This is a genomic window from Bacillus sp. SYZHCR11, from assembly GCF_057196865.1.
On sequence record NZ_JBXUND010000004.1, the window covers coordinates 24137 to 43155 of the forward strand.

Consider the following 19019-nt stretch of genomic DNA (forward strand, 5'->3'; position numbering starts at 1 on the left):
TCACCTGTTTTCGAAGAGCTTTTTCAGCTTTGCTTCCGTTTCGGTATGATCTACCGGCGTATACACACTGCAGCGCAGATCACTGTTGCCCTGAACCTGAAATGAAGTCAGGTTAAAGACCATTTTTCCCGCCTTCGCGTGGCGGAACTCAATTAATACTTCGGGTGCCGAGCTGACTTCGCTCTCATTCCACAGCGTATGAAATTCCGAATACGTTTTCTCCATTTCTTCTATAAACTGAGAATACCACGTATCAGCTACATACTGGCCGTAATACGTTCTGAAAATGGCGATGAATCCTTTCACAAAGTGCTCCCAGTTCACGGCTAAACTTCTTAATTCTTTTCTGGAAAACAATAGCTCTATGAGATTCCGTTTTTCAGGAGGAATTTGTTCAAAATCTAAAAACACGTGAGCCGCGGCCTGATTCCATCCCACGATATGACAGCGCCTGTCCGAGATAATGGTGGGACAATAACGGAGCTCATGCAGGATTTTTGAAAGCGACGGGCTGATAACCGCTTCTTCCTCCGCGGCAAACGGCTGCTTCACGCCCTCCTCAATGGCAAGCGCGTATAAATAATTTCTCTCATCTTTGTTGAGCTGCAGCGCATCGGAAACCGCGTCCAATACGGCTGCGGACACTTTAATGTCTCTGCCCTGCTCCAGCCACGTATACCACGTGGTGCTTACGCCTGCTAATTGCGCGACCTCTTCTCTTCGGAGCCCGGGCGTTCTTCTCCGTGTGCCCATCGGCAGCCCGGCCATCTGCGGAGAAATTTTGGCCCGCTGCGTTTTTAAAAACTCTGAGAGCGCCTGCAATCTTCCTTCTGGTATCATACCGAATCTCTCCTCTCTTACCCTGGTATTCATTATACTAGGATAATCAACAACTTGTAATAGGATAATTGCGAGTTACAATAAATACATACCGAAGGAGGAATGACCATGAAAAGAGTTGTGATCACCGGAATGGGAGTGATTTCACCTCTCGGCAATGATGTGCATACATTTTGGAAACACCTGACGGAAGGAACATCGGGAATCTCTCTCATCGATTCGTTTGATGTCTCCGGCTCCAAGACAAAAATAGCCGGCACCGTCCGTGATTTTGACGCAGAAGAAAGATGGGGCAGAAAAGAAGCGAGACGGCTTGACCGTTTCAGCCAGTTTGCTTTAGCGGCAGCGGAACAGGCGCTTGAAAGCTCCGGGATTCAGCTCGATCAGATTGACCGTGAACGCCTCGGCGTGTACGTCGGCTCTGGAATCGGCGGCATCACGACTTTGATTGATAACGTTCATACTTTAAATGAACGGGGAGCGCGAAAAGTGAGCCCGAGCCTTGTCCCCATGATGATCTCAAACGCGGCCGCCGCTCAAATCAGCATCAGATTAGGCGCGCTCGGCCCCTCACTTTCTCCCGTCACCGCGTGTTCCATCGGCAATACGTCGATCGGGGAAGCATTCAACGCCATTCGGAATGATGACGCAGATATTATGTTTGCCGGGGGAGCGGAAGCGGCGATTACGAATTTGTCATTAGCCAGCTTCGGCAATGCCCACGCGCTGTCAGCGAGAAACGAAGACCCCGCCGCGGCAAGCCGGCCGTTTGACGCTGATCGCGATGGGTTTGTCATGAGTGAAGGCGCGGGCATCTTAGTATTGGAATCATTGGATAGCGCAATCGGCAGAAACGCCCCGATCCTCTGTGAGGTGCTCGGCTACGGCGCAAGCTCTGACGCGTATCATATGGTGGCCTCCCATCCGGAAGGGACGGGCGCATACCTGGCGATGAAAAATGCTTTGAAAAAGGCGAACGTTTCAGCGGAAGACATTGATGTCGTAAGCGCCCACGCGACAAGCACAAAAGCCGGAGATCTTTCTGAAACATTGGCAATCAAAACATTATTCGGGGAGCTTGCGTATGACATTCCGGTTACGGCCAACAAATCAATGCTCGGCCACATGCTTGGCGCGGCAGGCGGCGTTGAAGCCATCGCTCTGACAGAAAGCCTGAGACACGGCATCATCCCGCCGACGATCAATCTGCAGCACCCTGATTCGGCATGTGATTTGGACTATGTGTCAGACGGGCCCCGCCATCAATCGTTAACGATCGGCCTTTCCAACTCATTCGGCTTTGGCGGACATAATTCGGCGATCGTGCTGAAGAAATATGAATAGCGGGCATCAAAAAAAGGAGTGAATCATTTCACTCCTTTTTTGCTTTCTCCGGTTTTGTTGTTAAGGCGAAAAAAGCGATGGAACCGATAACGGATGTCGTGAACATAATTGCCCCCATCGGCACGGCCGTCGCTTCATTCATCCCCACAAGCGGCGACACGATGGAACCGAGAAGAAGCGGAAGCATGCCGAGCAGTGCGCTTGCGCTTCCCGCGCGGTGTCCCTGCTTTTCCATCGCCAATGTAAAGGTGCTTGTCAGCGTCATGCCGATCGTAATCATATAAATAAAAATGGAAATCACCAGTGCCGCCAGCGGTCCGTGAATGATCGTCATGACGAGCAGAACGGCAGTCGCCGTCATCGCTGTAATCACGCCGATTTTCAGCAGGCTTTTTTCGTGAATGATCCCGCCGAAACGGCCGATGATAAAGCTTCCGGTAATGATCGCCAGACCGTTTATGCCGAATAAAACACTGAATACCTGAGGCGATACTCCGTAAATATCCTGATACACGAAAGGCGTTCCGGAGACATACGCAAAGCTCCCGCCGTGAATAAAACCGACCGTCAGCGCATAGCCGATAAATGACCGATCCTTCAGCAGGCTTCCCATTGTCCGCACGGAATTTCCGATGGAGCTCGGAATCCGCTTTTCCGGCGGCAGGGTTTCTGTCAGCTTGAGCGCAATGATGAGAACAAGCAAAAACCCGATAAAGGTTAAAAACAGAAAAATCGTATGCCATGATGCAAACGGAAGCAATAAAATCGCGCCTCCCGTCATCGGCGCCACCATCGGCGCGACGGCGGTAATGACCATCAGCAGCGAGAAAAATTTAGAAAGCTCTCTTCCCGTAAACACATCTCTGACGATTGCACGTGATAAAACGAGTCCCGCCGAAGCGGTGAATCCTTGAAGAAAACGGGCAATCACCAGTGTTGAAATGTTCGGTGCAAGCGCGCAAAACAGAGAAAACAAAGCAAATAAAAAAATACATAGCAATAACGGTTTTCTTCTTCCCTTCGCGTCACTTAACGGGCCGACAACAACCTGTCCGATTGTCAGTCCGATCAGACAAGCGGTTAAACTGAGCTGGACAAGCGAAGCGCGGGCGCTTAAATCTTCGGCGATTTCAGGGAAACTCGGCAGATACATATCTATATTGAGCGGCCCCAGTATCGCAAGCATTCCGAGAAGAAAAGCCAGCGCAAGCCGCTCCTTACCGGTCGGATTATGCAGCATATCGTTCCCACCTTTCCTTTGTCAATCTCTCAAAACATTTGTATATTGTATCATAATTTTTTCTTTATTTTTAAAAGTTTTCAAAGGGCATAAAAAAAACCAAGGGCTGTAACAGCCCTTGGTTCCGGGTCACGCGGTAAAAGGTTTTACGCGTGTTTTTCTTTAAATGCTTTTGCGTATTGATCAGCCGCTATAATGGCGTCCGCCACGTCGTCAGCCGTCACGTCAAAAGCGGCATGAATCGTTTCTTCTTCAATCGTCGCGGCTTCTGCCACTTTCATAATGTCCTCTTTAGATGCGTCTTTCAATTTGATGTCTTCAAGTGTGACAGGCAGCCCCAAGCTGATATAAAACGCGATATACCGCTCAATTTCCTCAAGCGAACGTTTTTCCAGCGCCAATTGAACGAGCGTGCCGAATGCCACTTTTTCACCATGGGTCAAGTGATGGATTTCACCTTCAAGCGCGGTAAATCCGTTATGAATGGCATGTGCCGCAGCTAAGCCGCCGCTTTCAAATCCCAGTCCGCTCAGAAGTGTATTGGCTTCAACCACCGCTTCCAATGCGGGCGTAACGGCTTTCGCTTTCACAGACTCATAAGCGAGACGGCCGTATTTGAATAATACCGCTTCACATTTTTCCGCGATAGCCTCTCCGGCGATTGTCGGAATTCCGCCTGCCATCGTTTTACCGCCATTGGCGATGACACTGCGCGCCTCTATCCACGTCGCCATCGCATCGGCAATCCCTGATGCTAAAAAGCGCGGCGGAGCTTCCGCGACGATTTTCGTATCGACAAGAACTAAGTCAGGATTCTTATGATAAAAACGATAGTTTTCGAACGCGCCTTGTTCAGAATACACGACAGACAGCCCGCTTGTCGGAGCATCCGTTGAAGCGGCCGTCGGCACGATAACGGTGTAGCCGTTTATTTCATCTGATACGGCTTTGGCCGTATCAAGCGTTTTACCGCCGCCGACTCCGATGACAATAGTCGCCCCTGCTTTTTCTGCGATGCCGGCAATTCTTTTCATTTCTTCCTGGGAGGCTTCGCCGTTGAAAACCGCCTCTTCAGAAGAGATATTGCTTTTCTTTAATTCAGCCGTCACCTTGTGGCCCGCGATATCCCATACGGTTTTGTCCGCGATGACGACGGCTTTTTCACCAACGCCCTCCAGATGTCCGCCGATCGTTTCAATGGCGTTTTTTCCCTGCACGTATTTGGCCGGACTGATAAAAATTCGTTCCAATGTCATCATCCCTTCTTCGTTGTCTCTCATTACATTTCTCTTATTGATAGAGCAGAAATGAAAACTCTTCTGATATAATTCCTCGTTTTAACTTGGTTTAAACCTCATATACACTGCAGAAAATCAATTTTCACGGCATTGACAAGATGTGAAGGTGTCTATATAATCTTCGATATTGAAGCTGATCATTCTTTACTGAATGAACAAACGAGATTGTGAATGATTCGTCTTAAAAATTATTTAGTTCTGCTGGATAATTTTTGAGGCGTTTTTGTTTTATATATATTTTTGACTGCGGAGGAGGTTTGCACATGAAGAACATTTGCAAGGATATACTGATGATTATGGCCGGAGCCTTTCTTATCGCGGCGTCCGTGGAATTTTTCGTCATCCCGAATCATTTAGGGGACGGCAGCACCGTGGGAATCGCTCTCGTTTTATATTATCTTTTCCATATACCTGCAAGTATTACGACTCTGGTTGTAAATTTGATTTTTATCGGGCTGGCTTATAAATTTTTAACGAAAAAAACGATTTTATACACGATACTCGGTACGGGAATGACTTCTGTTTTTCTCAGCATCGTCAGCTTTATTCCGTTCGGCGTGCACGACATGGTGCTCGGGATTGTATTCGGCGCTCTGCTGATGGGAGCGGGGCTGGCATTGATCTTTATCGCTGACGGATCTACCGGCGGGACCACGCTTTTGGCGTATTTATTGAATTACACAAAGGGCTTTAACATCTCCAAAAGCATGTTTTATATGGATTGTGTCATCATTTTCGCATCCGTTTTAGCGATCGGAATCAATCATATGCTGTATACGTTTATATTCGTTTATCTGTGCGCCAAAATCGTCGATATTGTCATTGAGGGTTTCCATAATAAAAAAGCCCTCACCATTATGTCTGACCAATACGAAGAAATCGCCAAAGCCATCACCTCCGAGTACGGCAACGCGGCGACGATATTTTACGGATACGGGTATTACGGCAGCAAAGACAAGCGCATTATCTATGTTGTCATTAAAAAGAACGAATTGCTGAAAATCAAAAAACATGTTCAAAAAATTGATCCGAAATCATTTATCGTTATTCATGAAGTAAAAGAAGCTGTCGGAGGGCAATTCGGGTTTACAAACCTGCCCGCCGCCGCAAATGAAAAATAACCGCCTGCAGTGTATAGCTGCAGGCTTTTTTTATTCGGCTCTTCCCCGCTCAAAGGTTTTTTACATCTTTCAATCGAAGTAGTAAATGAAACCTTTTTTGATGGAGGAACATAAAAAAATGAATATCAAAACTGAAAGGCTCGTCATTCGGACATTTGAACCGGAAGATTGGCAGGATGTCTATGCGTACACCTCGAATCCGAGTGTCATGAAATATATACCAGAGGGTGTCTTTACCGCAGAAGATGCCAGGAAATTCGTTACTGAAAACAGCGGTGAACATGCCGGGAAGTTTCCCGTTTTATTGAAGGATGAGAAAACGGTCATTGGCCACATTGTTTTTTTTCAGTATTTTGGCGATCATACGTATGAAATCGGCTGGGTGTTTCACCCGGAATACCATGGCAAAGGATATGCTTCAGAGGCGGCGCGCGCCGTGCTGGCATTCGGGTTTAACAAGATGAAATTACACCGGATCATTGCGACATGTCAGCCGGAAAACATGGCTTCGCACCGGGTGATGGAAAAGATCGGGATGAGGCGGGAAGGCTTGTTTAAAAAATGCATCCCCCATGATAATGAATGGTGGGATGAATATTATTATGCCGTTTTAGAAGAAGAGTGGGAAGCCTCCGATCTGGAATAAAAAGGCTTATACCCTTTGCTTTTACAGATAAGTGTGTGCTACACTGTTCGTAACAAATACGAAGGGATGATGGGTGGACAATGATTAACTAATCTTATTTTGACCGTTTGAAATCAAATATTTCAAATCAGAAAAAATAGGATTAGTCTGCCCATTTTCTATACGATACGAGAAAGCTATGTAAAAATAGCTTATTTGATCACGCACAGGTACGGCTAATCCTTCCAAATCAATTGGGAGGATTTTTTTGTCCTCCCTTTAAAGCGAGGGATTGACATATGAAAGAAATGTTAAAAATAAGCGGCATCAGTTACGAAATCAACAGCGTTCCCCTTTTTGAACAGATCAGCGCAAGTGTTCAGCAAGGCGACATCATCGGTGTTATCGGTAAAAACGGCGCCGGCAAATCTTTATTGCTGCAATTGATCTGCAATAAAAAAGCGCCGTCACAAGGACAGATCCAGATGATGCAAGATGTGAACATATATATGGTGGAACAAGAAACGGAAGCTTATGATTCCGGCCATCCGGAGCCTGCGGAGGCAGCCTTGTTAGAAAAGTGGAACGTGCCCGCACGCGCCTTTTCGCAATTAAGCGGCGGAGAAAAATTGAAAGCCCGTCTTGCCAAAGGTTTCTCCTCCTCAAGCGGCCTTTTGTTATTAGATGAGCCGACGAACCACCTCGATCAGCACAGTTTAGAAATACTGCTGAATCAGATCAAGAATTACAAAGGCACCATTATTTTCGTTTCACATGATCGTGCTTTTATAGATGCGGCGGCGACAAAAATCTGGGCCATCGAAGGAAAGAAACTCATTGAACATAAAGGGAATTATTCAAGCTATATGGAGGTCCGCAAACAGAGAAGGCTGACACAGCAGCGGGAATATGAGAATCAGCAGCATATGATCAGACGGATTGAAGCTCAAATGAACGAGCTGAGCGCCTGGTCAAAAAAAGCCCACGCCCAATCAACGAAAATAGAAGGCTTTAAAGAATATCACCGCGTAAAAGCAAAACGCACGGACGCCCAGATTAAATCAAAGCAGAAGCGTCTTGAAAAAGAGCTTGAAAAAGCGAAAGCAGAACCGGTTGAAGCGGAGTATGAAGTCCGTTTTTCCATTGAGCACCGCAAAAAAGCGGGAAAGCGTTTTTTAGAAGTAAGTGATGTCACAAAGTCATATGAAGGCCGAACGCTTTTTAAAAACGTGAATTTCACTGTGATGCACGGTGAAAAGATCGCGATTACAGGCCCGAACGGCAGCGGGAAAACAACATTATTGAAGGTCATCCTCGGTCAGGAAAAAGCGCAGGGCGGCATATGGATTTCTCCGTCTGCAAACGTCGGCTATTTAACCCAGGAAGTATTCGACCTTCCGCTTGATAAAACCCCCGAACAGCTTTTTTACAAAGAAACGTTCGAAGCAAGGGGAAATGTTCAATCCCTCATGAAGCATTTAGGATTTACCGCAGCGCAATGGACGGAACCCATCGGCAAGATGAGCATGGGAGAGCGGGTCAAATGCAAGCTGATGGCGTTTATTCTGGGGGAGAAAGATGTGCTGATTCTGGATGAGCCGACAAACCACCTTGATCTGCCGTCACGCGAGCAGCTTGAAGACACTTTGGCCCGATACGACGGAACGCTCATCATCGTATCGCATGATCGTTACTTTGTCGAAAAGACGACGGACATCCGGCTTGATATCTCAAACGGCAGCGTCCGAAAACAATGGAAAGAATCTCCCTCCGTCAGGGATGATGCTGAAGAACTGCGATTAAAGCTTGAAACCGAACGGCAGGAAGTCCTCGGAAAACTCAGCTTCATGACTCCGGCTGATAAACAATATCGTGAGCTTGATCAAAAGTTCAAAGAGCTGACGGAAGAAATCAAGAAGTTGAAATGAATGTAAAAACCCGTGATTGTCACGGGTTTTGTTTTGGAAAGTTCACGTATTATGAAGAATAATTTCAAACTGATTTGTACAACCTACGTTCAGATTCATACGAGAAGGTTCAGAAAGAAAGGTTCAGGTGAACGCAGAATGGCCAAACGCATCGGAATTACGGGAAACATTATGGCTGATCAATCCGGCCCTTTCCCGGGTTATAATCGGGCATATGTCAATAATGATTATATTCAGTCTGTTTCTGAGGCCGGCGGTGTGCCGTTTATATTGCCGGTGATTCAAGAGACGGCGCTTTTAAAGGAACAGGTCTCTCATGTTGACGGCATCATTCTGTCCGGCGGCCAGGATATAGACCCGCTGTTTTACGGCGAAGAACCTTTACAGGCTTTAAGAAAGACCTTTCCTGATCGGGACGCCTACGAAAAGGAGCTGATTCTCACGGCGGTTGCTTTAGAAAAGCCGATACTGGCCATCTGCCGGGGGATGCATATGTTAAACGTTACTTACGGGGGAACTTTATATCAAGACCTGGCACACGCTTCGTTTGCTGACATTAAGCATGACCAAGAAAAAGATCCGCCGTTAAAAACCCATCATGTTTCTTTTGAAAAAGGGACACGTCTCCATACCTTGTTTGGCGATTCAGCGCGGGTGAATTCATTCCATCACCAGATCATAAAAGAGACGGCGCCTTCATTTAAAGCCGCGGCTTATGCGAAAGACGGGGCCATTGAAGCGATTGAACGAACGGGTGAATTATTTGTCGTCGGCGTGCAATGGCATCCCGAAATGCTGACAAAAAAACATGAAGACATGAAAAAGCTTTTTTCTCTGTTCATGAATGCGGTCAGCACATAAAAAAAGCAGATCATAACGATCTGCTTTTTCATTTTATTCTTCCGGTTTCTCCGGTGTTTTGCCTTGTGTCAGCTTATGGCCTTCGATATCCACGTTCGGAATGATTTTATCCAGCCACTTCGGCAAGTACCAGGCCGCATGTCCCATCAGCTTCATGACACTCGGAATGATGGTCATTCTTACAATGAACGCATCGAAAAGAACACCGAAGGTCATTGCCAACCCCATGGATTTGATCGTAGAGTCCCCCGCGAAGATGAATCCCGCAAAGACGAAAATCATGATCAGTCCCGCCGCTGTTACGACAGGTCCGCTATGTTTCAATCCGGCATGGATGGCTTGTACCGGATTTTTTGTTTTGACATATTCTTCTCTCATTCTGCTGACAAGGAATACTTGATAGTCCATCGCCAGCCCGAAAAGAATACCGATGGCTAAAATAGGCAGGAAGGCGAGAATCGGACCTTTTTCCGGAATGCTGAGCAAGCCGGTGAAATTCCCATCCTGCAGAACGAATACCGATAACCCGAGTGTAGCGGTCATCGTCAGCAAAAAGCCGACGACGGCGGCAAGCGGCACGAGAAGCGAGCGGAAAACAACGGTCAGCAATACAAACGCAAACCCGACAATAAGAATGGCGAATTCCGGAATCGCATCGTTTAACCGGTCTGAAATATCAATATTCACCGCTGTTGACCCGGTGACGAGCAGGCGGGTGCCGTTTTTGTCTGATCGTTTCCGTATATCCTGCACTAACTCTTTCGTTGCCTTATCATTCGGCCCGGTTTCAGGCACTGCCGTAATGATGGCATAATCCCCTTTTTGATTCGGCATGGCAGGTGTGACGCTCGCCACATTGTGCAAGTCCTTTATTTCTTTCACGGCGTCTTGAAATGCTTCACTTTTATTCCCCTTGACTCCCTTTGCATCGGCAACAATTGTCAGCTTGCCGTTAAAGCCTTCGCCGAATCCTTTAGACAACAGATCATAGGCGCGGCGGTCCGGGCTGTCTTTCGCTTTCATTCCCGCATCAGGCAGCCCCAGTTCTAAATGCATGGCCGGCAGACTGATGACAGCTAAAAGAATAATGCTGAAAATGCTTAACAGAATAGGCTTCTTTGTAACGAAGCGTCCCCAGGCATTCGTGTCGGCGCTTTTCTTTTCTTTCTTCTTGTTTGATTTCGGAATCATCCGTTTTCCTGCGATTGACAACACCGCAGGAACCAGCGTTACTGATGCCAATACAGCCATCAGCACACTGAGTGCCGCAGTCAATCCCATCGCAGACATGAACGGAATGCCGACAACGGTCAATCCGCAAAGCGCGACGATCACGGTCAGTCCCGCAAAAACGACGGCGCTGCCAGCCGTTCCCGCAGCTTTAGCGATCGATTCATTTTTTTGTACACCTTCGCCCAAAAACTGACGATGCTTCGTAAAGATAAACAGCGCATAATCAATCCCGACGGCCAGGCCGATCATTCCTGATAATGAGAGACTGACCGAGGCTATCGTAAAGATTTGTGTCCCAATTAACGTCAGCGCGACGCTTACACCTAACCCGATCAGGGCCGTGACAATCGGCAGCCCCGCTATGACTAATGAACCAAATGTAATGGCCAGAACGGCGAAAGCCAGCACAACGCCGACAATTTCAGATACACCGCCGGCTTCAACACCGGCCCCCGGCACATCGCCGCTGAGCTCCGTCTGCAGGCCCTTGTCTCCGGCGGCGGACAGACTGTGTTTAATATGTGAAACAGACGCATCCGTAATGTCATCCGCCGCTTTTTTGTACGTAATATCGGCATATGCCACTGACCCGTCTTTAGAAATGGTTCCTGTTTCAAAAGGATTTGCAATCGAAGCGACCGAATGATCTGTTTTGATCTTCTTTAATGTCTCTTCAATCGCTTGTTTTTCCGGTTTTGACGTCAATTTCTTCCCGTCTTCAGCTCCGAAAATAACCCGTATGCTTCCTTTATCGGGCCCCTTTGAAAATTCTTTTTGAATCACATCCATCGCCTTTTCAGAAGGTGTGTCGGGAATTGACATATCCTCAGAAAAAGCAGGTTTTAACGAGATGGCGATCACAATCGAAGCGATCAGTATCACGAGCCACGCACTGATCATTTTGAATCGGTTGCGGGCAGACCATCCCCCTAATTTATATAAAAAACCAGACATCGAATACTCCTCTCCAATCATTACTTTCTGCCTAATTGTAGTTCACATTCACATAAAAAAAACGTACATAGGGGCATGTACGTTTGGGCAGTTTTTCATTATATATTCAGTTTCAGAATGCCTTTTTGCATGGCAATGGTGACGGCTTCCGTCCGCGAATCAGCGCCTAATTTGTTATAAATCGATGTTAATCTCGCTTTTACCGTCCGCTCTGAGATTCCTAAATCGAAGGCGATCGCTTTGCTTTTATGTCCTTTCGCAACGGCTTGCAAAACTATGATTTCCTTGTCCGTCAGCTGTGTTTCATTGGCATTTGCCCGTTCCATTTTCTTTTCCCGGAAACGCCGCAAGATGTCCGGCTGCAGAAGCACTTCTCCCCTGACCGCCGCATCCATCGTATGAAATAAGGTTTCTGAGCTTGTGTCCTTCAGCAGATAACCGTTCGCGCCTGATTCAATGCCTTCTATCATCAGATGATCTTCATTATAGGTCGTCAAAATAATAATCGGCACATCAGAATGCTCTTTTATCTGTTTAATGGCTTCCAGCCCGCTCATTTCCGGCATGTACAGATCCATGAGAATGACATCGGGCTTTAGTTCCGCTGCGAGGCGGACGGCGGTTTTCCCGTTTTCCGCCTCTCCCGTTATGGTGTAATGGTCATTTGTTTCTATCAAAAGCTTCAGACCTTCTCTGACGACAAGATGGTCATCTGCTATTAACACTTTATACATGTTCCGCTTCTCCTTGAATTGGTATGATGATCTCAATTTGAGTTCCCGCTGATCTGGCGCTTGTTATACGGAAAGTGCCGTTCATCATATTGACGCGTTCTTGTATCCCCAGCAGCCCGTAATGTCCGCTTTTTCTCATTTCTGTTCCGGCATCAAAGCCTTTCCCGTCATCTTTGACGGTTATGCAGATCTGTCCCTCTTCTTCCTGAACGGACACCCAGACATTCTTTGCTTCTGCATGCTTGGCGGCGTTAGTCAGGCCTTCGCCAATCATGTAAAGGCAATTCTCCGCCGTATGAACGTCAAGCACATGATGCACGCTGTAATCTAAAAAACAAGACAGCCCGGAGGCTTCTGTAAAATGGTTGATTTGTTCAGTGATGCTTTCTTTTAAGAACCCGATCTCTTCTGATTTGCTGCGAAGGTTGTCAATGGCCGAGCGCGCATCAGCCAATGTGCCCTTCACTCTGTCCATTGACTGGCTGATGATGTCTTTCGCTCTGTCAGTGTTACCCTTTGAAAGATGAACATGCACCGCTTCAAGCTGCATATGCAAGCTGACCAGCCCTTGTGCAAGTGTATCGTGCAAGTCTCTCGCCATCCGCTGCCTTTCGTTTTGAAGCGTCAGCTGTTTCACTTGCCGGTGAGCGAGCTCTAATTTTTCAAGCGTCATCTGTGTTTTGATTTTTTCATCAACTTGCGCGAAAAATGTTGCCGCATATGTGATAATCACGATCATGATGGGAGCGGCGATAACGATGAAACGAAGCAGATGATGCGGATGCTCCTGGTGCAGGGCTGCTATGGACATTAAAATGAAAAGATAGAGTATGAGCGGCGTTTTTCCCTTATCCGCCATTCCGATAATCTGCCCGATTAAAAAGGCATAGAGACCGATGACCGCCGCGATATAGCCGCCGGTCATCAAGTTAGCCGATGTATATATGATAAATCCCTGTATGATGAAATAAAGAAACGTTTTTTTCTTGACCCAGCGATAGGAATGCCAGTGCAGCACAGCAAAAATGACGATCAATATCGTGAATAACAGCAGCAATAAAACCGTCCAGCTTTCATAAATGTACTGCAAAGAGACTGATGCGGCATATACCATAAAAATAAACGCCAGACCGGGCACCCGAAGCGCAAGCATATGCAATGAGCGTCTGTCACGGGAGACATAGTCTTCTTGATGTTTTGTACCAAACAATCTCTGTCCACTTCCTTTTAGCCGACCGGCCTCACGATGTTTTATTCTATTTGTCATCATACCATAATCGCCTGCTTCTCACCTTCCCCTTCTGTCCTGCATGACGGGTGAAAGAAAAAACAGCCTGCGGGATTGTTCGCAAGCTGCTTTTGTTCATATCTTTTTTATGACCTTTCCCGGGTTTCAGCGGTCTGTCTCCCGCGCGGCAAAACCGCCCGCGCATCAGAAAAACGTTCAGGACACCGACAGCCATTCCATGTGAACAAGAGGAAGCGATTGTGCTTCCTCTTTTTTAATGTACCGTCAGGTTTTTTCTCTCTTTTTTATAAACAAAATTTGTAAGACTAGAGCTCTTTTCTCAGGGGAAATTAATTATGTAATTGAGAAGAGGAGGTTTAAAAAACGATTATGGAAAAGCGTGAATTAGCGGCTCACGAGTCGCTGGACTTACATGAAATCATTAACTTCAAGACGCTTTGTGTAGCGAAATCCAAGCTCATGCAAGGGCTTGTGTTTGATCAGGATCTGAAAACGTTAATGGAAAAAGACGTTCAGCAAGCCTCGCAAAACCTTGCTGATCTGCAGACGGTTTATGAACGGGCAACGTTTCAGGCTCCTGTTCCTCAAAATCGGCCGACTTCGATCATCAATTGAAAGGAAGGTAAGCATCATTGAACCATGACCATTTAGATCCAATCAATTCATTACACGTCCCTGAACTCGCAGATATGACATTCGCAATGGATTTTCTCATACGCGCAAAAGAAGGCGTCAGAAATACCGCCGTTGCTTTAACAGAAACCGCCTCGCCAGATGTAAGAGCTTTGCTGCGCAAACAGCTCATGCAAGGAATCGCGATGCATCAGGAAATTACAGACTTGATGGTCAGCAAAAAGTGGTTTCACCCGCATGATCTGAGCGAACAGTATAAACTGGACCAGCTCTCTGCGAAAAATACCCTCATGGTCGGAAACATGAATCTGTTTCCCGTTGAAACGAACAGAAAAGGGATGTTTGACCGCACACCTGATGAACACTAACACTGGAGGTATTACAGCATGAAGGCCGTAACGTATCAAGGAGTGAAAAACGTCGTCGTCAAAGACGTGCCTGATCCGAAGATTGAAAAACACGATGACATGATTATAAAAGTCACAAGTACGGCAATTTGCGGATCAGATTTACATTTAATCCACGGACTCATTCCGAACTTGCAGGAAGACTATATTATCGGGCATGAACCGATGGGCATTGTGGAAGAAACCGGTCCCGGCGTGACGAAAGTCAAAAAAGGCGACCGCGTCATTATTCCTTTTAATATCGCCTGCGGAGAATGCACTTATTGTAAAAATCACCTGGAAAGCCAATGTGATCAATCAAATGAAAACGGCGATATGGGCGCTTATTTCGGCTATTCAGGGAGTACCGGCGGCTATCCGGGCGGCCAGGCCGAATATTTGCGCGTCCCTTTTGCGAACTTTACCCATTTTAAAGTCCCCGAAACATGCGAAGAACCGGATGAGAAATTGAGTGTTATTGCCGATGCGATGACAACCGGTTTTTGGAGCGTTGACAATGCCGGCGTAAAAGCAGGCGATACGGTCATCGTTCTCGGCTGCGGGCCCGTGGGCCTTTTCGCTCAAAAATTCTGCTGGTTAAAGGGAGCGAAACGCGTCATAGCCGTAGACTATGTCAACTACCGTCTCCAGCATGCGAAACGGACGAATAAAGTGGAAATCGTGAACTTCGAAGACCACGAAAATACGGGCAGCTACCTGAAGGAAATCACCAAAGGCGGCGCCGACGTTGTCATTGACGCCGTCGGCATGGACGGAAAAATGACGGACCTGGAGTTCCTCGCCAGCGGATTAAAACTTCAAGGCGGGGCCATGAGCGCATTGGTCATCGCGTCCCAAGCGGTGCGAAAAGGCGGAACGATCCAGATTACGGGTGTGTACGGCGGCAGATACAACGGGTTTCCCCTTGGCGATATCATGCAGCGGAACGTCAATATCCGATCAGGACAAGCTCCGGTTATCCATTATATGCCGTATATGTTTGAACTGGTGTCAACCGGCAAAATTGACCCGGGTGATGTTGTAAGCCATGTCATTCCGCTCAGTGAAGCGAAGAACGGCTATGAGATGTTTGACACGAAAACAGATGATTGTATTAAAGTTGTACTCAAACCTTAGAGAACGGAGGCTACAGAAATGGCCAGCGCCTTACATGAATTACTCGAAATTCAGGAGATGGCTTCTTTTAAGTCACTTTGCCTGACGAAATCCAAAACCATGAAAGCGCTCGTATCCGATCCGCAGCTGAAAGAAATCATGCAGCAGGATGCGGATACATCAACAAGGCAATTGCAGGAATTTGCCTCGATTTTATCTGATGCAAAGCACGAATAGGAGATGAATGACGAATGAATCCGATTATTGAATACCTGACGGGGATGGATGCACTGACAGACCAAATTGTCGCTATGGATTTATTGAATTCGGCAAAAAGCGGAGTCAGAAACTATGCGATGGCGGCGACGGAAGCCGGAACGCCTGAAGTGAAAGCGATCCTCACCCGTCACTTAGAAGAAGCCATCGACATGCATGAGCAAATCTCACGCTATATGATGGAAAAAGGCTGGTATCATCCGTGGAACACAGATGAACAAGTCCGGTTTAATTTGCAAAATATTGATACGGCGCTCCGCCTGCCCGTCCTATAAATGTTTTCCTGCTGAGACAGCACCTCTGGCTCAATCTTCAGTATGTCAAACTGAGAACTGCCTTTACAGCGCCCAGGCAACGAAACTCCCGCGAATCAGCTCTGCAGCTTCTCCAGCCTTTCTTCGGGCTGTTATTGGGGCTTGCGGCGGTGATTACGTGCGTGGCGGCCGCCGGGCGGTTCGCAAATAGAGCGAAGAAGGCAGAACAATTTGTTCTGCCTTTTCATTATTTTCTGCCCCATAGGCACAAATACTTTTCACCCGATTCGAGCGGCGGTTATTCACGTAGCTTGAACTCCCTTAAACGCACTCATCACAAGATCATGCACATAGGAATCATTCACCTCATCACCTGTGATCAACAGGCGATAGAAAATCGGTCCGTAAATGAGATCGATGCTTACGTCAATATCAAGATTCTCTCTTAATTCACCTTTCTGAATTCCCTTTTCCAGAAGGCCTTTCGCTTGGAGGCGGCGGGGCTGGAAAAATCGCGTGCGATATTCTTCCGCCAATTTTGCATCCAGCTGTCCCGCACCGATTAATTCCTTAATAACGGTTCCTTCCCGGCTCGTCAAAAACCTTGCTAAATTCGCGGCGTGGGTCAATATATCTTGCACTGTTGATCCTGTATCGGGCACAGGCAGTCTGTCCGTAGCGGTCGAAAGAAAGCTGTCCATGATAACGGCAGCCTTGTTTGACCACCATTTATAAATCGTTGCCTTACTCACTTTGGCACGCTCTGCAATTTTATCGACTGTCACCGCGTCAAAGCCATTTTCCAACAATAGGTCATAGGCAGCAGAAAGAATCGCCTTATGTGTTCCTTCATCACGCGGCCGTCCTCGTTTACTCTGCACATGAATCATTCCTTCCCGAATTATAAACGATACGTTCAGTATACTTAACCTGTATAAAAAAAGAAAACAGAAACCCATTTACAAAACTGAACGTTTAGTATATTATTCACTTATAAACAAAACTGAACGTTTAGTTTATAAAATAACTTGAGGGAAGTCTTGATGAAATGCAGACTCCAAAAGCCTCTGCGTAAAGGAGATGAATCAGCAAAATATGTATCAAACCTCATAAAATCATTAAAAAGGAGTTCATTCATATGGCTAAAGAAAATAAACAAACAGCGGATCAGGGGATTTCAACTGGTTTAACCCTTCTTCTCGCAACGGCATGCGGTATCATTGTCGCTAATCTTTATTATGCACAGCCCTTGGCAGGATTCATTAGTGCGGCAATCGGGCTTTCTCCAAGCAGTGCCGGATTGATTGTCACGCTGACTCAAATCGGATACGTTGCCGGCCTACTGTTTCTCGTCCCTTTGGGAGATATTATCGAAAACAGAAAACTTGTCGTGGTATCGCTCCTACTAAGCGCAGCCGCTCTAACTCTGACAGCATGTGTGAAGCATGGAACACTGTTTTTAGCCGCTGCGTTTTTCATCGGACTGGGATCCATCGCGGCCCAAGTGCTAGTTCCGTTCGCATCATACCTTGCACCAGATGCCGCACGCGGCCGGGTTGTCGGCAATGTGATGAGCGGCCTGCTTCTCGGTATTATGCTTTCCCGTCCGATATCCAGTCTGGTCGCTGATATATGGGGGTGGAATGCCATATTTGCTTTATCCGCCGCGTTAAGTGTTGTCCTGGCAATCGTCTTATCAAAAGTGCTTCCTGCCAGAAAACCAACAGCAAACACAAGCTACACCGTCTTACTCGGTTCAATGTGGAAGCTGCTGCGCACGACTCCGGTCTTACGCCGCCGTGCCATTTATCATGCGTTTGTATTTGGAGCTTTCAGCTTATTCTGGACGACTGTACCTTTACTATTGTCCGGTCCTGCTTTTCATTTTTCTCAAAAGGCAATCGCGCTGTATGCATTAGCTGGCATTGCGGGTGCAGCGGCTGCACCGATAGGCGGCCGTCTGGCTGATCGCGGCTTGACCCGGCTTGCCACCGGAATCGCTCTCGGTGTTGTCATCGTTTCTTTATTACTCCCGCTCATGATTCAGAGCAGTTCCCCCGTCGGAATAGCAGTTCTGGTGGCCGCAGCTATCCTGTTGGATATGGGGGTATCTGCCAATCTCGTACTCAGTCAGCGTGCCATTTTTTCGTTGGCACCTGAATTCCGCAGCCGATTAAACGGATTATTTATGGCAATCTTCTTTCTGGGCGGCGCTATAGGATCATCAATCGGAGGATGGGCATACGCCTCAGGCGGGTGGAGTATCACATTATGGATTGGAATCGCTTTTCCGGTCATAGCATTGCTTTATTTCACCACGGAGAAATAAGCCTTTCACCAAAAATAAGCCGTCAGGGCCAAGCTGACAGCTTTTTTTGGGGTGTATTCTTCTTTACATCCATCCGAACAAAACATCCGGATTCATGAAAAGATGATATTGATTCTTTACGCCCCGCTCATATAGACGGGCGCATGCCCGCTGCCGATTCTTTCAGCAGCGGTAAAACCATGTCATAATATGTTTAGAAATAATTGTCCATAGGCAGGTGAAACACATGAAGAAGTATTTATATAAACACCTTTTTTTAGCTCTCGTTTCGTCCGTTTGCTTTTTATTGGTCTTTTATGTGGGTTTAAAAATGACACAGGAAGACACACCCCCGTTGTCTTCTTACCCGTTTTACCTTTTTATTTATCTTTACATAGCAGCCGGATATTTGACGGTCGGCCTTGTTTCAGCCTGTATGACTGATATCTTGAAAAACCGCTGGACATTGAATAAAACGTCTTCCATTCTATTAAAACTTATCGTTTACTTACTCATACCGTATGCTATTTTTCATTCTTTCTTCATTTTAATGGCGCCTTTGATTTATGTGCTGTTCGAGTCGTTATTCATCCTGAGAAAAGCTTCATAATCAGAAAAA

Annotated in this window: 19 protein-coding genes and 1 pseudogene; 13 read left to right on the forward strand and 7 right to left on the reverse strand. The window is 46.8% G+C overall.

Translation table 11 applies throughout. The features are described 5' to 3' along the window. Positions 1-840 carry a helix-turn-helix transcriptional regulator gene (locus AC2CGA_RS14845; RefSeq protein ID WP_003156053.1) on the reverse strand — a complete coding sequence of 280 codons (840 nt, stop codon included), beginning with the start codon at positions 838-840 and terminating at the stop codon, positions 1-3. Between the two features lie 108 nt (positions 841-948). On the opposite strand from AC2CGA_RS14845, the gene fabF reads away from it, so the two are divergent. After that, on the forward strand, positions 949-2184 hold the full coding sequence (gene fabF / locus AC2CGA_RS14850; RefSeq protein ID WP_043866871.1) for a beta-ketoacyl-ACP synthase II: 1236 nt from the start codon (positions 949-951) through the stop codon (positions 2182-2184). Between the two features lie 28 nt (positions 2185-2212). On the opposite strand, the gene AC2CGA_RS14855 is transcribed toward fabF, so the two are convergent. Both AC2CGA_RS14855 and AC2CGA_RS14860 read right to left on the reverse strand, forming a co-directional pair. Further along, the gene (locus tag AC2CGA_RS14855; RefSeq protein WP_003156055.1) at positions 2213-3424 is read right to left on the reverse strand and encodes a Bcr/CflA family efflux MFS transporter; all 1212 of its coding nucleotides are present in this window, start codon (positions 3422-3424) and stop codon (positions 2213-2215) included. Between the two features lie 146 nt (positions 3425-3570). Next, positions 3571-4704 carry a glycerol dehydrogenase gene (locus AC2CGA_RS14860; RefSeq protein WP_014304447.1) on the reverse strand — a complete coding sequence of 378 codons (1134 nt, stop codon included), beginning with the start codon at positions 4702-4704 and terminating at the stop codon, positions 3571-3573. Positions 4705-4985: 281 nt separating this feature from the next. Here AC2CGA_RS14860 and AC2CGA_RS14865 point away from each other — a divergent pair, with 281 nt between their 5' ends. The 4 genes from AC2CGA_RS14865 to AC2CGA_RS14880 all read left to right on the forward strand — a co-directional run bounded on the left by AC2CGA_RS14865 (position 4986) and on the right by AC2CGA_RS14880 (position 9257). Continuing rightward, positions 4986-5843, forward strand: a complete 858-nt coding sequence (locus tag AC2CGA_RS14865) for a YitT family protein (protein WP_003156057.1) — start codon at positions 4986-4988, stop codon at positions 5841-5843. Positions 5844-5961: 118 nt separating this feature from the next. Then, a complete protein-coding gene (locus tag AC2CGA_RS14870; protein WP_024084945.1) occupies positions 5962-6489 on the forward strand; it encodes a GNAT family N-acetyltransferase in 528 nt (175 codons plus the stop codon). Positions 6490-6767: 278 nt separating this feature from the next. Then, positions 6768-8396 (forward strand): ribosomal protection-like ABC-F family protein, encoded by a 1629-nt coding sequence (gene abc-f / locus AC2CGA_RS14875; protein WP_024084944.1) that lies wholly within the window; start codon positions 6768-6770, stop codon positions 8394-8396. Between the two features lie 138 nt (positions 8397-8534). Beyond that, complete coding sequence (locus AC2CGA_RS14880; RefSeq protein WP_024084943.1) at positions 8535-9257, forward strand: gamma-glutamyl-gamma-aminobutyrate hydrolase family protein; 723 nt, start codon at positions 8535-8537, stop codon at positions 9255-9257. 33 nt (positions 9258-9290) lie between these two features. Here AC2CGA_RS14880 and AC2CGA_RS14885 read toward each other — a convergent pair whose 3' ends face one another. From AC2CGA_RS14885 to AC2CGA_RS14895, 3 genes are all read right to left on the reverse strand, one after another. Continuing rightward, entirely contained in the window at positions 9291-11444 is a 2154-nt protein-coding gene (locus AC2CGA_RS14885) for an MMPL family transporter (protein ID WP_349686279.1), read from the reverse strand. 98 nt (positions 11445-11542) lie between these two features. Further along, positions 11543-12178 (reverse strand): two-component system response regulator YdfI, encoded by a 636-nt coding sequence (gene ydfI / locus AC2CGA_RS14890; RefSeq protein WP_015388630.1) that lies wholly within the window; start codon positions 12176-12178, stop codon positions 11543-11545. Next, the gene (locus tag AC2CGA_RS14895) at positions 12171-13331 is read right to left on the reverse strand and encodes a sensor histidine kinase (RefSeq protein ID WP_069449138.1); all 1161 of its coding nucleotides are present in this window, start codon (positions 13329-13331) and stop codon (positions 12171-12173) included. The genes ydfI and AC2CGA_RS14895 overlap by 8 nt, the downstream gene beginning before the upstream one ends. A gap of 465 nt (positions 13332-13796) precedes the next feature. Between AC2CGA_RS14895 and AC2CGA_RS14900 the strand changes: the two genes are divergently transcribed. The 6 genes and pseudogenes from AC2CGA_RS14900 to AC2CGA_RS14925 all read left to right on the forward strand — a co-directional run. Beyond that, positions 13797-14042 (forward strand): spore gernimation protein GerQ, encoded by a 246-nt coding sequence (locus AC2CGA_RS14900; protein ID WP_072588282.1) that lies wholly within the window; start codon positions 13797-13799, stop codon positions 14040-14042. A 17-nt stretch (positions 14043-14059) separates the two neighbouring features. Next, positions 14060-14428: a spore coat protein gene (locus tag AC2CGA_RS14905; protein ID WP_003156070.1), complete on the forward strand. Its 369-nt coding sequence runs from the start codon at positions 14060-14062 to the stop codon at positions 14426-14428. An 18-nt stretch (positions 14429-14446) separates the two neighbouring features. Continuing rightward, positions 14447-15583 (forward strand): zinc-dependent alcohol dehydrogenase, encoded by a 1137-nt coding sequence (locus tag AC2CGA_RS14910; protein WP_014304439.1) that lies wholly within the window; start codon positions 14447-14449, stop codon positions 15581-15583. 18 nt (positions 15584-15601) lie between these two features. Next, a complete protein-coding gene (locus tag AC2CGA_RS14915; protein ID WP_003156073.1) occupies positions 15602-15799 on the forward strand; it encodes a hypothetical protein in 198 nt (65 codons plus the stop codon). Positions 15800-15813: 14 nt separating this feature from the next. Continuing rightward, entirely contained in the window at positions 15814-16113 is a 300-nt protein-coding gene (locus tag AC2CGA_RS14920) for a spore coat protein (RefSeq protein WP_003156074.1), read from the forward strand. Positions 16114-16214: 101 nt separating this feature from the next. Continuing rightward, positions 16215-16301 (forward strand): annotated as a pseudogene (locus tag AC2CGA_RS14925) (hypothetical protein); the annotation flags it as partial. 93 nt (positions 16302-16394) lie between these two features. On the opposite strand, the gene AC2CGA_RS14930 reads toward AC2CGA_RS14925, so the two are convergent. Next, on the reverse strand, positions 16395-16973 hold the full coding sequence (locus AC2CGA_RS14930; RefSeq protein WP_003156075.1) for a TetR/AcrR family transcriptional regulator: 579 nt from the start codon (positions 16971-16973) through the stop codon (positions 16395-16397). 257 nt (positions 16974-17230) lie between these two features. Between AC2CGA_RS14930 and AC2CGA_RS14935 the strand changes: the two genes are divergently transcribed. Together AC2CGA_RS14935 and AC2CGA_RS14940 are read left to right on the forward strand one after the other, a co-directional pair. After that, positions 17231-18421 carry an MFS transporter gene (locus AC2CGA_RS14935; protein ID WP_014304437.1) on the forward strand — a complete coding sequence of 397 codons (1191 nt, stop codon included), beginning with the start codon at positions 17231-17233 and terminating at the stop codon, positions 18419-18421. 226 nt (positions 18422-18647) lie between these two features. Beyond that, a complete protein-coding gene (locus tag AC2CGA_RS14940; RefSeq protein ID WP_015388637.1) occupies positions 18648-19010 on the forward strand; it encodes a hypothetical protein in 363 nt (120 codons plus the stop codon). Positions 19011-19019 lie beyond the last annotated feature (9 nt).

Bases quoted from the DNA above. Each gene is read 5' to 3' on its own strand.
- AC2CGA_RS14845 (WP_003156053.1), bottom strand. From the start codon at position 840: ATGATACCAGAAGGAAGATTGCAGGCGCTCTCAGAGTTTTTAAAAACG.
- fabF (WP_043866871.1), top strand. From the start codon at position 949: ATGAAAAGAGTTGTGATCACCGGAATGGGAGTGATTTCACCTCTCGGC.
- AC2CGA_RS14855 (WP_003156055.1), bottom strand. From the start codon at position 3,424: ATGCTGCATAATCCGACCGGTAAGGAGCGGCTTGCGCTGGCTTTTCTT.
- AC2CGA_RS14860 (WP_014304447.1), bottom strand. From the start codon at position 4,704: ATGAGAGACAACGAAGAAGGGATGATGACATTGGAACGAATTTTTATC.
- AC2CGA_RS14865 (WP_003156057.1), top strand. From the start codon at position 4,986: ATGAAGAACATTTGCAAGGATATACTGATGATTATGGCCGGAGCCTTT.
- AC2CGA_RS14870 (WP_024084945.1), top strand. From the start codon at position 5,962: ATGAATATCAAAACTGAAAGGCTCGTCATTCGGACATTTGAACCGGAA.
- abc-f (WP_024084944.1), top strand. From the start codon at position 6,768: ATGAAAGAAATGTTAAAAATAAGCGGCATCAGTTACGAAATCAACAGC.
- AC2CGA_RS14880 (WP_024084943.1), top strand. From the start codon at position 8,535: ATGGCCAAACGCATCGGAATTACGGGAAACATTATGGCTGATCAATCC.
- AC2CGA_RS14885 (WP_349686279.1), bottom strand. From the start codon at position 11,444: ATGTCTGGTTTTTTATATAAATTAGGGGGATGGTCTGCCCGCAACCGA.
- ydfI (WP_015388630.1), bottom strand. From the start codon at position 12,178: ATGTATAAAGTGTTAATAGCAGATGACCATCTTGTCGTCAGAGAAGGT.
- AC2CGA_RS14895 (WP_069449138.1), bottom strand. From the start codon at position 13,331: ATGCTTGCGCTTCGGGTGCCCGGTCTGGCGTTTATTTTTATGGTATAT.
- AC2CGA_RS14900 (WP_072588282.1), top strand. From the start codon at position 13,797: ATGGAAAAGCGTGAATTAGCGGCTCACGAGTCGCTGGACTTACATGAA.
- AC2CGA_RS14910 (WP_014304439.1), top strand. From the start codon at position 14,447: ATGAAGGCCGTAACGTATCAAGGAGTGAAAAACGTCGTCGTCAAAGAC.
- AC2CGA_RS14915 (WP_003156073.1), top strand. From the start codon at position 15,602: ATGGCCAGCGCCTTACATGAATTACTCGAAATTCAGGAGATGGCTTCT.
- AC2CGA_RS14920 (WP_003156074.1), top strand. From the start codon at position 15,814: ATGAATCCGATTATTGAATACCTGACGGGGATGGATGCACTGACAGAC.
- AC2CGA_RS14935 (WP_014304437.1), top strand. From the start codon at position 17,231: ATGGCTAAAGAAAATAAACAAACAGCGGATCAGGGGATTTCAACTGGT.
- AC2CGA_RS14940 (WP_015388637.1), top strand. From the start codon at position 18,648: ATGAAGAAGTATTTATATAAACACCTTTTTTTAGCTCTCGTTTCGTCC.